Source organism: Amycolatopsis sp. NPDC057786, assembly GCF_042797905.1.
Classification (GTDB): Bacteria; Actinomycetota; Actinomycetes; order Mycobacteriales; family Pseudonocardiaceae; genus Amycolatopsis.
In genome coordinates, this window is sequence record NZ_JBHVKW010000010.1 from 113,830 (window position 1) to 127,269 (window position 13,440).

11 protein-coding genes are annotated in these 13,440 nt (G+C 68.7%); 1 reads left to right on the forward strand and 10 read right to left on the reverse strand.

Annotated features, from left to right (window positions below):
- Window positions 1-213: 213 nt before the first annotated feature.
- The 6 genes from ACFVM3_RS09705 to kdpF form a co-directional block, all read right to left on the reverse strand.
- Window positions 214-915 carry a response regulator gene (locus ACFVM3_RS09705; protein WP_126733454.1) on the reverse strand — a complete coding sequence of 234 codons (702 nt, stop codon included), beginning with the start codon at window positions 913-915 and terminating at the stop codon, window positions 214-216.
- The gene (locus ACFVM3_RS09710) at window positions 912-3,497 is read right to left on the reverse strand and encodes a DUF4118 domain-containing protein (protein WP_378437234.1); all 2,586 of its coding nucleotides are present in this window, start codon (window positions 3,495-3,497) and stop codon (window positions 912-914) included. Before ACFVM3_RS09710 ends, ACFVM3_RS09705 begins: the two co-directional genes overlap by 4 nt.
- 5 nt (window positions 3,498-3,502) lie before the next feature.
- A complete protein-coding gene (locus ACFVM3_RS09715; protein ID WP_378437236.1) occupies window positions 3,503-4,114 on the reverse strand; it encodes a potassium-transporting ATPase subunit C in 612 nt (203 codons plus the stop codon).
- 3 nt (window positions 4,115-4,117) lie between these two features.
- Window positions 4,118-6,211: a potassium-transporting ATPase subunit KdpB gene (gene kdpB / locus ACFVM3_RS09720; RefSeq protein ID WP_378437238.1), complete on the reverse strand. Its 2,094-nt coding sequence runs from the start codon at window positions 6,209-6,211 to the stop codon at window positions 4,118-4,120.
- 160 nt (window positions 6,212-6,371) lie between these two features.
- Window positions 6,372-8,033, reverse strand: a complete 1,662-nt coding sequence (kdpA, locus tag ACFVM3_RS09725) for a potassium-transporting ATPase subunit KdpA (protein ID WP_378437240.1) — start codon at window positions 8,031-8,033, stop codon at window positions 6,372-6,374.
- Window positions 8,033-8,134, reverse strand: coding sequence for a K(+)-transporting ATPase subunit F (kdpF, locus tag ACFVM3_RS09730; RefSeq protein WP_020630647.1), 102 nt, complete (start codon window positions 8,132-8,134; stop codon window positions 8,033-8,035). Before kdpF ends, kdpA begins: the two co-directional genes overlap by 1 nt.
- 344 nt (window positions 8,135-8,478) lie before the next feature.
- Here kdpF and asnB point away from each other — a divergent pair, with 344 nt between their 5' ends.
- On the forward strand, window positions 8,479-10,311 hold the full coding sequence (gene asnB / locus ACFVM3_RS09735) for an asparagine synthase (glutamine-hydrolyzing) (protein WP_378437242.1): 1,833 nt from the start codon (window positions 8,479-8,481) through the stop codon (window positions 10,309-10,311).
- A 21-nt stretch (window positions 10,312-10,332) separates the two neighbouring features.
- On the opposite strand, the gene ACFVM3_RS09740 is transcribed toward asnB, so the two are convergent.
- The 4 genes from ACFVM3_RS09740 to ACFVM3_RS09755 are packed head-to-tail and all read right to left on the reverse strand — an operon-like array spanning window position 10,333 to window position 13,321.
- Complete coding sequence (locus ACFVM3_RS09740; RefSeq protein ID WP_378437244.1) at window positions 10,333-11,253, reverse strand: ABC transporter permease; 921 nt, start codon at window positions 11,251-11,253, stop codon at window positions 10,333-10,335.
- 14 nt (window positions 11,254-11,267) lie between these two features.
- Window positions 11,268-12,056: an ABC transporter permease gene (locus tag ACFVM3_RS09745; protein ID WP_378437245.1), complete on the reverse strand. Its 789-nt coding sequence runs from the start codon at window positions 12,054-12,056 to the stop codon at window positions 11,268-11,270.
- Window positions 12,057-12,065: 9 nt separating this feature from the next.
- Window positions 12,066-12,929 (reverse strand): ABC transporter ATP-binding protein, encoded by an 864-nt coding sequence (locus ACFVM3_RS09750; protein ID WP_378437247.1) that lies wholly within the window; start codon window positions 12,927-12,929, stop codon window positions 12,066-12,068.
- A complete protein-coding gene (locus ACFVM3_RS09755) occupies window positions 12,926-13,321 on the reverse strand; it encodes a GntR family transcriptional regulator (protein WP_378437249.1) in 396 nt (131 codons plus the stop codon). Before ACFVM3_RS09755 ends, ACFVM3_RS09750 begins: the two co-directional genes overlap by 4 nt.
- Window positions 13,322-13,440: the final 119 nt, after the last annotated feature.

The following is a 13,440-nucleotide window of genomic DNA, read 5'->3' on the forward strand; positions in this document are numbered from 1 at the left end:
CCTTCACTACTTTGCGGCGCGCGGTGGGGCGGCGCGTGGTGGGGCGGCACGCTCCCGGCATGGGGTTGCGAAAGCCACTTTCGCAACGTTGAAGGTTGCGAAAGCCACTTTCGCGACACCTTCCCCCCTCACGCGCCATGAAAGGTCCTTTCCTTGCAAATTTTGCAAGGAAAGGACCTTTCATGGCGTCCGGGGGGCAGGCGACCGCGGGCTTCACACTTCGAAGCGGTAGCCCATCCCCGGTTCCGTCAGCAGGTGCCGCGGCCGCGAGGGTTCCGGCTCCAGTTTCCGCCGCAGCTGCGCCAGATACACCCGCAGGTAGTGCGATTCGGTCTCGTAGGTCGGCCCCCACACCTCGTGCAGCAGCTGCTTCTGCGCCACCAGGCGCCCGCGGTTGCGCACCAGCAGTTCCAGCACTCCCCATTCGGTCTTGGTGAGGTGCACTTCCTTGCCGTCCCGGCGCACCTTCTTCGCCGCGAGGTCGATCCGGAACGATCCCGTGTCCACCACCGCGTCCGCACCGTCCACACCGGACGACGCCGAGCGGCGCACGGCGGCCCGCAACCGCGCCAGAAGCTCGTCCATGCCGAAGGGTTTGGTGACGTAGTCGTCGGCACCGGCGTCGAGGGCCTGCACCTTGTCGGCCGAATCGCCGCGCGCGGACAGCACGATGATCGGCACGGTCGTCCAGCCGCGCAGCCCGGCGATCACCTCGGTGCCGTCGAGGTCGGGCAGGCCGAGGTCCAGCACGACGACGTCGGGTTTGGTCTCGGCGACGGCCTTCAGCGCGGCCGTCCCGTCGTGCGCGGTGATCACCTTGTAGCCGCGGGCGGACAGGTTGATCCGCAGGGCTCGCACGATCTGCGGTTCGTCGTCGACGACCAGCACGGTCGCCGACGCGGTGTCTGCGCTCATCGCACTCGCTCCTCCTCTTCGTTCTCCAGACCCTCGTCGTCGAACGCGAGGAGGCTCTTTTCCGGATCCTGACCAACATATGCGGGCAGCGAGATGACGACGGTGAGCCCGCCGCCGGGCGTGTCCTCCGCCCGGATCCGCCCGCCCATCGCCTCGGTGAACCCCTTGGCGACCGACAGCCCCAGTCCCACGCCGGGCACGCTGTCCCGGTCTCCCCCGAGCCGCTGGAACGGCGCGAACGCCGAATCCGCGGTGCCCTTCTTCAGCCCGCGCCCGTGGTCGACGATGCGCAGTTCGACATGGTCCGAATGCGTGCTCGCCCTGGCCGAGACCGGCTCGCCGGACGCGCCGTGCCGCAGCGCGTTGTCGATCACGTTCGCCACGACCCGTTCGAGCAGACCGGGATCGGCGCAGACCGACGGCAGCCGCGAATCGATCGCGACGACGACCGCATCCGAGTTGTCCACATTGGACAAGGCGTGCGAGACGACCTCGTCGTAGCCGACCGGACGCAGGTGCGGGCGCACCGCGCCGGTCGCCAGCCGGGAGGAGTCGAGCAGATTGTCGATCAGCCCGGCCAGGCGGTCCGCCGATTCCTCGATCGCTTCGAGCAGTTCCTCGGTGTCCTCTTCGGACAGTGAAATGTCGGTCGCGCGCAGGCTGCCGATGGCCGCCTTGATGGACGTCAGCGGGGTCCGGAGGTCGTGTCCCACGGCGGAAAGCAATGCCGTGCGGAGTTCGGTCGCCTCGGCCTTGCGCTCGGCGCGGCTGGCCGCTTTCGCCGTCCGCTGCTGCCGCAGGGCGAGCAACGCCTGTCCCGCGACGGCCTCCAGCACTCCCCGATCCGACGCGGGCAGCGCGCGGCCCCGCAGCGTCAGATGGACATCCGCGGTGACCGCGATGTCGGCGTCGGCCTGGTCCGGGTCCGCGCACGGATCCGTGCCGGCGTTCGCCACCCGTTTCCACTTCCCGTCCCGCTTTTCCAGCAGGGTCACCGAAGTCAGGCCGAAGTTCTCGCGGACCTTCTCCAGCAGCCGCTCGATCGGGTTGGTGTGCGTCAGCACCGTCCGCGCGTAGGAGGCGAGCAAGGCGGCCTCGGTCCGCGCTCGCGCGGCCTGCGTCGCGCGCCGGGCGGCCGTGTCGACGACCGCCGCGACGAGGACCGCCACCAGCACCATCGCGACCAGCGTGATCACGTTGCGCGGCTCGTGGACGGTCAGGTTGTGCAACGGCGGGGTGAAGAAGAAGTTCAGCAGCCCGGCGGAGAACACCGCCGCGAGCAGCGCGGGCCCGAGCCCGCCCGCGAGCGCGACCAGTACCGTCGCCAGCATGTAGACGACCACGTCGGTCGAGAAATCGAGTTGCTCCTCCAGGACGACGCCGAGCAACGTCGCCAGGACGGGCAGGACGACGGCGAGTGCCCAGCCGGCCAGCCGCCGCGAGGACGGCAGGGGGCTGCGGTTGAAGCGGGCGCGCAGCCGTCCGCCCGCTTCGTCGTGCGTGACCATGTGGACGTCGATCGGGCCGGACCGCTGGACCACGGCCGCGCCGATGCCCTCGTCGAACAGCCTCGCCACGCGCGACCGCCGCGAGGTCCCGACCACCAGCTGGGTCGCGTTCACCCCGCGCGCGAAGTCGAGCAGCGCCGTCGGCACGTCGTCGCCGACGACGGTGTGGAAGGTCGCGCCGACCTCTTCGGCCAGCTTCCGGTACTTGCCGACCGCCGTCGGCCCCATCCCGGCGAGCCCGTCACCCCGCAGGATGTGCAGCACCTGCAGTTCGGCGCCCGCGCGGTTCGCGATTCGGCTCGCGCGGCGGATGAGCGTCTCGCTCTCCGGCCCGCCGGTGATGGACACGACCACCCGTTCGCGTGCTTCCCACGTGTCGGTGATCTTCTGCTCGGCCCGGTACCGCTGCAGGGCGACGTCGACCTGGTCGGCCACCCACAGCAGCGCGAGTTCCCGCAGCGCGGTGAGGTTGCCGGGACGGAAGTAGTTGCCCAGCGCGGCGTCGATCCGCTCGGCCGGATAGACGTTGCCGTGCGCCAGGCGCCGCCGGAGCGCTTCGGGCGTGATGTCCACCAGCTCCAGCTGTTCGGCCCGCCGCACGACCTCGTCGGGCACCGTCTCCTGCTGGGTGACACCGGTGATCCGCTCGACGACGTCGTTGAGGCTCTGCAGATGCTGCACGTTCACCGTGGAGAGGACGTCGATCCCGGCGGCCAGCAGTTCGTCGATGTCCTGCCAGCGCTTCTCGTTGCGCGAACCCGGCACGTTGGTGTGCGCGAGTTCGTCGACCACGGCGACCTCGGGCGCGCGGGCGAGCAGCGCGTCGAGGTCCATCTCCTCGAACTCGTGCTCCCGGTGCGCCGACCGGCGGCGCGGCACGATCTCCAGACCTTCGACGAGTTCCGCGGTCTTCTTCCGCCCGTGCATCTCGACCAGGCCGATGACCACGTCGGTGCCCCGGTCGAGGCGTCGCCGCGCCTCGCCGAGCATCGCGTAGGTCTTGCCGACGCCGGGGGCCGCGCCGAGGTAGATCCTCAGCTCGCCCCGGCGCGGCTTGGTCGTGTTCTCGTCCACGTCTGTCAGTGTGCTCCTCCGGCCGCGTCGCGCACGGCCAAGTTGACCTTCAGCACATTGACACCCGGCACACCGATCCCGGCGCCGCTCGTGTTCTCCGCCACGAGCTGCCGGACCTTCTCCTCGGGCAGGCCCGTGTTCCTGGCCACTCGCGGGATCTGGAGGCCGGCGTAGGCGACGCTGATCGCCGGATCCATCCCGGAGCTCGACGCCGTCACCGCGTCGGCGGGCACCATCGACTCCTGGACACCCTCGCGGGCGGCGATGAGCTTCTTGCGCTCCCCGATCGCGGAGACCAGGTCCTCGTTGTACGGGCCCTTGTTCGACGCGCCGGACGACGACGGGTCGCCGGGCCCGAGGACGTCCTTCGAGCCCGCGGACGGGCGGTTGTGGAACCACGGATCCTTGGCCGGGTCGGCCGCGACCGGGCCGACGCCGATCAGCGACGAGCCGACGGCCTGCCCGTCCCGGGTGATGACCGAGCCTTCCGCGTTGCCTTCGAGACCGGGGATCCGGGAGATCGCCCAGACACCCAGGGGATAGACCACACCCAGCAGGACCGTGAAGACGAGGAGGACACGCAGCCCGGCGAGGGTCTGCTTCAGCAGTGCGTTCATGGGTCACCCGATTCCAGGGATGAGACGGACGAGCAGGTCGATCAGCCAGATCCCGATGAACGGGCTGACGATCCCGCCGAGGCCGTAGACCAGCAGGTTCCGGCGCAGCAGCGCCGAGGCCGACGACGGCTTGTAGCGGACGCCGCGCAGGGCGAGCGGGATCAGCCCGACGATGATCAGCGCGTTGAAGATGACCGCCGAGAGGATCGCCGACTTCGGCGTCGCCAGTTGCATGACGTTGAGCGCGCCGAGCTGGGCGAAGATACCGGTGAACATCGCGGGCAGGATGGCGAAGTACTTCGCGAGGTCGTTGGCGACGCTGAAGGTGGTCAGCGCGCCGCGGGTGATCAGCAGCTGCTTGCCGATCTCCACGATCTCGATCAGTTTCGTCGGGTCGGAGTCGAGGTCCACCATGTTCCCCGCCTCCTTGGCGGCGGAGGTCCCGGTGTTCATCGCGACGCCGACGTCGGACTGCGCCAGCGCGGGGGCGTCGTTGGTGCCGTCGCCGGTCATCGCGACCAGCCGCCCGCCCTCCTGCTCCTTCTTGATCAGCGCCATCTTGTCTTCGGGTTTGGCTTCGGCGAGGTAGTCGTCGACGCCCGCGTCCTGTGCGATGGCCTTCGCGGTGAGGGGGTTGTCCCCGGTGATCATGACGGTCTTGATGCCCATCGCGCGGAGCTGGACGAACCGCTCCTTCATCCCCGGTTTGACCACATCGGACAGCCGGATCACGCCGCGTACGAACGCCTTCGCGCCGTCGTACTCCGCGACCACCAGCGGGGTCCCGCCCTGCTGGCTGATCTCGTCGACGACGCGTTCGGTCTCGTCCGGCATTTCGCCGCCGCGCTCGCGGACCCACTCGCGCACCGCGGCGGTGGCGCCCTTGCGGACCTGCCGTTCGCCGACGTCGATTCCGCTCATCCGGGTCTGCGCGGTGAACTCGACGAAGTCCGCGAGCTTCTCGTCGTCGGACGCGGTCTCCGCGAGCCCGTGTTCCCGCGCGACGAGCTCGACGATGCTGCGGCCTTCGGGCGTTCCGTCGGCGAGGCTGGACAGCCGGGCCGCCTTGGCGATGTCGTCCACAGTGGACGTACCGACCGGGATCAGCTCGGTGGCCTTGCGGTTGCCGAAGGTGATCGTCCCGGTCTTGTCCAGCAGCAGCGTCGAGACGTCACCGGCGGCCTCCACCGCGCGACCGCTCGTGGCGAGCACGTTGCGCTGCACCAGCCGGTCCATCCCCGCGATCCCGATCGCGGACAGCAGCGCGCCGATCGTCGTCGGGATCAGGCAGACCAGCAACGCGGTCAGCACGATCACGGACTGCTGGCTGCCGGAGTAGCCCGCCATCGGCTGCAACGCCACCACGGCGAGCAGGAAGATGATCGTGAGCGTGGAGAGCAGGATCGTCAGCGCGATCTCGTTCGGCGTCTTCTGCCGGGAAGCGCCTTCCACCAACGCGATCATGCGGTCCACAAAGGACTCGCCGGGTTTGGTGGTGATCTTCACGACGACGCGGTCCGAGAGCACCGTGGTGCCGCCGGTGACCGCGCACCGGTCTCCGCCCGATTCGCGGATGACCGGGGCCGACTCGCCGGTGATGGCCGATTCGTCGACGGTCGCGATGCCCTCGACGACGTCGCCGTCACCGGGGATGACCTGCCCGGCCTCGACGACCACGAGGTCGCCGACGCGCAGGTCGGCGCCCGGCACGGTCTCCTCGTCCCCGTCCTCGGTGAGGCGGCGGGCGACGGTCTCCTTCTTGCTGCGCCGCAGGGTTTCCGCCTGCGCCTTGCCCCGGCCTTCCGCGACGGCCTCGGCGAGGTTCGCGAACAGGACGGTGAACCACAGCCAGATGGTGATGAGGATGGTGAACACGCTCGGATCGGTGATCGCGAAGACCGTGGTCAGCGCCGAGCCGATCCACACCACGAACATGACCGGGTTGCCGAGCTGGTGCTTGGGGTTGAGCTTGCGCAGTGCCTCCGGGAGCGAGGTCAGCAGCTGGCGCGGGCTGAAGATCCCCGCGCCGACCCGGCCGGTGTTCTCGACGTGGTGCTGTGTCGTCTCTTCAGGGGTGCGTTCTTGAGTGGCGGTCATGCGAGTGCTGTGTCCTTCGCGAGTTTGCGCGCGGCCGCGATCGCGTCGCCAGGGCGCTGTTTCCGGATGAAGCGCGAGTCCGATGTGAGAGCGCCCTGCCGCCCCGATAGCGGGGTCTGCCGACCAACGCGCGCGTGGTGGTCTCTGTGTGTACCGCGACTCATGCCAGTGCTTCCGCTATTGGCCCGAGCGCGAGCGCCGGGATGAAGGTGAGGGCCGCGACGAGCACGATCGTGCCCGCGAGCATCGTGCCGAAGAGCGGTCCGGTGGTGGGCAGCGTGCCGGCGGTCTCCGGAACCTTCCGTTGCGAGGCAAGGGATCCGGCCAGGCACAGCACGGCGAGGATCGGGACGAACCGGCCGAGCAGCATGGCGACGCCGAGTGAGGACTGGAACCAGTCGTTCGTCACGGTGAGCCCGGCGAACGCGCTGCCGTTGTTGTTGCCCGCCGAGGCGTAGGCGTAGAGCACCTCGGAAAGCCCGTGCGCGCCCGGGTTGTTCAACGCGGCCAGGTTGCCGGAATTCATCAGCGCGACACCGGAGCCGAGCAGTACCACGGTCGGCATCGCCAGCATCGAGACGGCCGCGCAGGTGACCTCGCGTTTGCCGAGTTTCTTCCCCAGGTATTCCGGTGTGCGGCCGACCATCAGGCCGGCGAGGAACATCGCGATCACGGCCATCACCAGGATGCCGTAGAGACCGGTGCCCACCCCACCCGGCGAGATCTCGCCCAGCAGCATGTTGAGCAGGGTTCCGCCACCGCCGAGCCCGCTGTAGCTGTCGTGCATGCTGTTGACCGCGCCGGTGGACGTGCCCGTGGTGCTGGTGGCGAACAGCGAACTCAGGCCGATGCCGAACCGCTGCTCCTTGCCCTCCAGGTTCGCCCCGGCGGCCAGCGACGCCGGACCGCTCGCGTTGGCCTCGGCCAGCCAGGTCACCGCGAGCATCGCGGTCCACAACCCGGCCATCACCGACAGCAGGACGTAACCCTGGCGCGTGTTGCCGACGAGTTTGCCGAACGTCCGGGTGAGCGAGACCGGGATGACCAGGATCAGGAAGATCTCGATCAGGTTGGTCCAGGCGTTCGGGTTTTCGAACGGGTGCGAGGAGTTGGCGTTGAAGATGCCGCCACCGTTGGTCCCGAGTTCCTTGATGGCCTCCTGGCTCGCGGCCGGCGCGAGCGCGATCTTGCTCGTGCTGCCGTCCGGATTGAGGACGTCCACGCCGCTCTTGAGGCTCTGGACGACGCCGAGCGCGATCAGCGCGATCGCCGCCACGAAGGCGATCGGCAGCAGGATCCGGATCGTGCCGCGCGTCAGGTCCACCCAGAAGTTGCCGAGGCGGTCGGTCTTCGAGCGGACGAAGCCGCGGACCACCGCGACGGCGACCGAAAGGCCGACGGCGGCGGACAGGAAGTTCTGCACGGTCAGGCCGGCCATCTGCACGAAGTGACCCATGGTCGCTTCGGGGCTGTAGGACTGCCAGTTCGTGTTGGTCACGAAGCTGACGGCGGTGTTGAAGGCGACCGCCGGCGAGACCGGTTCCTTGCCGAGACTCCACGGCAGGATCGCCTGGAGCCGTTGAAGCAGGTACAGGAGCACAACGGAGACGAACGAGAAGCCGATCACGGCGGACGCGTAGGTCTTCCAGTGCTGTTCCGAACCGGGGTTCACCCGGAAGAGGCGGTACAGGCCGCGTTCGGCCTTGGTGTGCTTCTCGGTCGAGAAAACGCGCGCCATGTAGTCGCCCAGTGGCCGGTAGACCACGGCGAGCGCGACGAGTAAGAGGCCGGCCTGCAGGAGGCCGGCCGCGGTGTCTGACATCAGAATTTCTCCGGCCTGACCAGTGCGATGAACAAATAGACGATCAGCCCCAGCGCCAGCAGTCCGCCGACGACGTTGGCCACGGTTCCCGTGCCGGTCACAGCTTCTCCAGACCACGCAAGGTCAGGGCGAGAACCACGAATACGCCGATCAGGAGCACGGCGTAGAGCAAGTCGGCCACTAGGCACCTCTCAGGACAGGTCACCCCATCGGCGACCAGGACCCCGCAACACTGCGCCTGGTACAGACCAACGCGACTACGGCCTGACGGCCTCTTGATGCCCCGATCGGGTGCCTTTACGACTTCTTGATGCCCGGTGATGTGGCCCACAGACCGTGACGCACTGCGGACGGAGCGTGCAATTCGGGCAGACAAGCCCGCCGAAGCGTGTTACACCGGTGTTACGGATAGTTGTATGTGCTAACTAACCAGCAGGAGGTAGCGATGTGCGGAATCGCAGGGTGGGTCTCCTTCGATACGGACCTGCGCCAACGCCGTGAGGTCGTCGACGCGATGACCGCGACCATGGCGTGCCGCGGGCCGGACGATTCGGGCACCTGGGTCCGGCCGAACGTGGCGCTGGGCCACCGGCGGCTGGCGATCATCGACCTGCCGGGCGGCAGGCAGCCGATGGCCGAGGCCGGGCTGGCCGCAATGGTCTACAGCGGCGAGGCGTACAACTTCACCGAGTTGCGCGAGGAACTTCTCAAGCGCGGCCACAGGTTCGAGACCGACAGCGACACCGAGGTCGTGCTCCACGGCTACCTCGAGTGGGGCGACGAGGTCGTGGACCACCTCAACGGCATGTACGCCTTCGCGATCTGGGACGAGCGCGACGAGAAGCTCGTGATGATCCGCGACCGCATGGGTATCAAGCCCTTCTACTACTACCCGACCCCGGACGGCGTCCTCTTCGGTTCCGAGCCGAAGGCGATCCTCGCGAATCCCTTGGCGCGCAAGGTGGTCGACACCGACGGCCTGCGCGAGCTGATGTCCATGACCAAGACCCCTGGCTGGTCGCTGTGGAAGGGCATGCACGAGGTCGGGCCGGGCACGATCGTCACCGTCGACCGCTCCGGGATCCGCACGCGGACGTACTGGAAGCTCGACGCGAAACAGCACACGGACGACCAGGAGACCACGGTCGAGCGGGTGCGCGAACTGATGACCGACATCGTGCACCGCCAGCTGATCGCCGACGTGCCCCGCTGCGTCCTGCTGTCGGGCGGGCTCGACTCGAGCGCCGTCACCGGTCTCGCCGCCGCGCGGCTGGCCGAGCAGGGCGAGCGGCTGCGCACGTTCTCGGTCGACTTCCAGGGCCAGGAGGAGAACTTCAAACCGGACGAGGTGCGGGACACTCCGGACTCGCCCTTCATCCGCGACGTCGCGCGGCTGGTCGGCTCGGACCACAAGGACGTCGTGCTGAACCCGGCCGAGCTCAGCGACCCCGAGGTCCGCCGCAAGGTGCTGGCCGCGCGGGACATCCCGGCCGGGCTCGGGGATATGGACACCTCGCTGTACCTGCTGTTCAAGGCGATCCGCGCCGAGTCGACGGTGGCGCTGTCCGGCGAATCCGCCGACGAGGTCTTCGGCGGATACCGCTGGTTCCACGACGAAGCCGCGGTGAACTCCGGAACGTTCCCCTGGCTCGCCTTCCGGATGGGGCTCACCAGCGAGCGGGGCGCCCTCCTGCGCGGCGAGGTCCAGGAGAAGCTCGACCTGCCCGGCTACATCGCCGACCAGTACGCCACCGCCGTCGCCCAGGTCGACCACCTCGACGGCGAGAGCGAGCAGGACCGCAAGATGCGCACCGTCTGCAACCTGCACCTGACCCGGTTCGTGCGGATGCTGCTGGACCGCAAGGACCGGGCGTCGATGGCCGTCGGGCTCGAAGTGCGGGTGCCGTTCTGCGACCACCGCCTCGTCGAGTACGTCTACAACACGCCGTGGTCGCTGAAGACGTTCGACGGCAGGGAAAAGAGCCTGCTGCGGCACGCGACCGAACACGTGCTCCCGGCGTCCGTGCGGGACAGGGTCAAGAGCCCGTATCCGTCCACTCAGGACCCCGGCTACGCGGCGGCGTTGCAGCAGCAGGCCAAGGAGGCCTTGACCGAACGGGACAATCCGGTGTTCGAGCTGGTGGACCGCGACTGGTTGCACCGGGTGTCCGAAGTGGACCCGGTCACGATGTCGTCGGCCCAGCGCTCCGGGATCGACCGGGCGCTGGACCTCTACCACTGGTTCGACCTGTACCGGCCCGAACTCCAGCTGGACTGAGGAAACCGGTCCGCCGCCGCCTCAGCGACGGCGGCGGACCGTGCCCCCTACCGCGACGCCCCCGAGCACCGCGGTCGCGGCGAGCAGGATGCCCGCCTCGGTCCACTGGAACCGCCAGAACCGGTCGACCGGCTGATAGACGGTGAAGTCCTGATATCCCGCCGCCTGAGCGCACGCGCTCTTCCCCAGCCCTGGCGGGCAGCCGGGCACTTCGTCCAGCGAACTCGTTTCGCGGCCGTCCGGCGTGACCCTGCCCAGCTTGACGATCAGCGCCCCTTTCGTGGCCGGATCAGCGCCGATCGTGCGCACCGGCTCGGCGTAATGCGGCCTCAGCAGCAGCAAGGCGATCGAAGCCGCGAGGAACACCGCGACCGTGATCGCGATGGCGGGCAAGGTCCTGCGCACGAGCGCCCCGGCCGCCGCACCGAGCGCGAACGCGAACAGCCACCAGGCGGCGGGCGCGACCCCGAGCGCGCCGAAGTAGGACGTCTCGGCGAAGCTCTCCGCCTTGCCAGGGAACATTTCCAGCCACGCGCCGAACATCTGTCCCGAAGCGAGCCCGGCCAGCATCGCGCACCCGGCGAGCACGCCGAACTTGACGGCCAGCCAGTGCCCTCGGCCGACCGACTGCGTCCACGCGAGCCGGTGGGTGTTGCGCTCGTACTCCCTGGCGAGCAGGGGCGCGCCCCAGAAGACGCCTGCCAGCAACGGAACGAACGGCACCAGCACGACCAGCGGGTAGATCTTCTGGTAGAGATCCTCCAGCCCCGCATCGTACTCACGGCACGGGATACCGCCGCCGTGACAGTACAAGGAGGTCTTGCCGTTCGCGGCGTCGGCGGCGAGCTGTCCGGAGAGGAGCAGGATGCCGCCGAGCAAGGCGAGAAATCCGAAGGTGACGAGCAGCTGGGTGCGGTGCTGCCGCCAGGTGAGCCAGAGCAAGAAGCTGTGCCTTTCTAGGAGCGGCGGCGGATGGCGAAGGTGGCGGCGACGGCGAGCAGGAGCGAGACGCCCGTCAGGATCGCGGCTTCGGTCCACTGGAAGCGCCAGTACCAGTCGGCGGGCAGGATCTTGAGCGCGGTGATCTCACCGGCCGCGTCCCTGACCATCTCGACGACCCTGCCCACGGGTTCCGTGCCCAGCGCGACGAGCAGAGGTTCCGCGTAGCCGTCACGGATGTTGCTCAGGCCGATCATCAGGCCCACCGACACCGCGATGGTGACGGCGATGGCGGGCAGGATCTTGCGGATGAGCGCGCCCGCGGCGGTGCCGAGCACGAACCCGAAGAGCCACCACGCGCCCGGCGCGACGCCGGTCATCGTGAACAGGACCGGATTGTCGAAACGGCTGGTGAAGGCGGTGTCGCCGCGATCGGACGGGAAGACCTCCACCCAGCGCTGCATCATCGCGCCGAACGCGAGCCCGCCGAGAGTGGCGAGGACGGCGAGGAACCCCAGCTTCACGCCGAGCCAGTGGAACCGCGAGATCGACTGGGTCCAGGCGAGTTTCGTGGTCCCGCGTTCGTATTCCGCCGCGACCAGCGGGGCGCCCCAGAAGACGCCGATCGCCACCGGGACGACCTGGAGCCAGGAGAGATACTGGTACAGATCCGCGAAGAGCTTCGCCGGGGTCGGACTGTCCGCGGCGGCGTTTCCGTTGACCAGCAGGATGATTCCGACGGCGACGAGCAGGCCGGCGGTGATCGCCAGCTGCGTGCGATGCTGACGGTAGGTGAGCCAGAGCATCGTTCCCCCTTACGCCGAAGCCAGTGTCGGGCGAGGCAGGCTCGCGGATTCGGGCCGCCGCAGGTAGGCGAGCACCAGTTCCTCCAGGTTCGCCGGCCGTTCGGTCCATTGTGGACCCAGTGGGACCGGTTCGGTGCGGGCGAAGACGGTCGCCTGCCTCCCTGCCCTTGACTCGTCCACGATCGCGACCCGCCTGGCCAGCGCGTCGGCCTCCTCGACGGGGCCGACGAAGGTCCGGTGCCCGGCGACGAGTTCGTCGATGTCGCCGCTGACCTGGACGCGGCCGCCGTTGAGGACGATCAGCCAGTCGCAGGTGTTCTCCAGATCGGAGACGACGTGAGACGAGAGCAGCACGGTCATCCCGGTTTCGGCGACCGCCTCCATCAGGCCGCGCATGACCTCGTGGCGGGCCAGCGGGTCGAGGTTCGCGAGCGGCTCGTCGAGCACCAGGAGGTCCGGGCGTTTCGCGAGGGCGAGGGTGAGGGCCACCTGCGCGCGCTGCCCGCCGGAGAGCTTGCCGACCTTGTGCCGCAGGGGAAGCCCGAGCGAATCGATGCGTTTGAGCGCGAACTCGTCGTCCCATCCGGGGTTGAGGCGTCGGCCGAACTTGAGCATTTCCGCGATGCTGAAGCCGGAGTACAACGGCTTGTCCTGCGCGAGGAAGGCGGCCGTGCCCTGGATCGCGACCGAGCCGAGGGTCGCGTCGAGCAGTCCGACGGCCAGGTGCAGGAAGGTCGTCTTGCCCGCGCCGTTGGGCCCGACCAGCGCGACGACGCGCCCTTTCGGGACGGCGAGGGAACAGTCGCGCAGCGCCCACTTGCGGCGGTAGCGCTTGCCGAGTCCGGTCGCCTCGATGACGGGTCTATCGGTCATGCCGTCCGCTCCCCTCGAAAGCCATCGACCACCACCGAGGTGAACAGCGCCTCGACGTCTTCCTGATCCAGCCCCGATTCGCGCGCGTCACGAACCCACGCCGCGAGGCTCTTCCGCAAGCGGGTGTGCTCCGCGAACGAAGCGCCTCCGAGCGTCTTCGTGACGAAGGTGCCGAGCCCCGGCTTCCCCTCGACGAGCCCTTCGCGCTCCAGCTCGCGATAGGCCTTGAGGACGGTATTGGGATTGATCGCCAGCTCGGCGACCACTTCCTTCGCCGTCGGCAGCCGGTCCCCCGGCTCCAGCAATCCCAGACGCAGGGCGTTCTTGACCTGCTGGACGAGCTGGACGTACGTCGCGACGCCCGAGCCCTTGTCCAGGTGGAAGGTGACCACTGGCAACACCCTTTCACTAATTAAGTAGTGAAAGGGTGCAGGCAGACTCTCGCCGCTGTCAAGTGATCACGCCGAAAAGACGTGAAGGCCCCCTTGAGGGACTCTGAGTCCCTCAAGGG

Coding starts and splice junctions, on each gene's coding strand:
- ACFVM3_RS09745 (WP_378437245.1), bottom strand. CDS start 12,056: ATGCTCTGGCTCACCTACCGTCAGCATCGCACGCAGCTGGCGATCACC.
- ACFVM3_RS09705 (WP_126733454.1), bottom strand. CDS start 915: ATGAGCGCAGACACCGCGTCGGCGACCGTGCTGGTCGTCGACGACGAA.
- kdpA (WP_378437240.1), bottom strand. CDS start 8,033: ATGTCAGACACCGCGGCCGGCCTCCTGCAGGCCGGCCTCTTACTCGTC.
- ACFVM3_RS09750 (WP_378437247.1), bottom strand. CDS start 12,929: ATGACCGATAGACCCGTCATCGAGGCGACCGGACTCGGCAAGCGCTAC.
- kdpB (WP_378437238.1), bottom strand. CDS start 6,211: ATGACCGCCACTCAAGAACGCACCCCTGAAGAGACGACACAGCACCAC.
- ACFVM3_RS09715 (WP_378437236.1), bottom strand. CDS start 4,114: ATGAACGCACTGCTGAAGCAGACCCTCGCCGGGCTGCGTGTCCTCCTC.
- asnB (WP_378437242.1), top strand. CDS start 8,479: ATGTGCGGAATCGCAGGGTGGGTCTCCTTCGATACGGACCTGCGCCAA.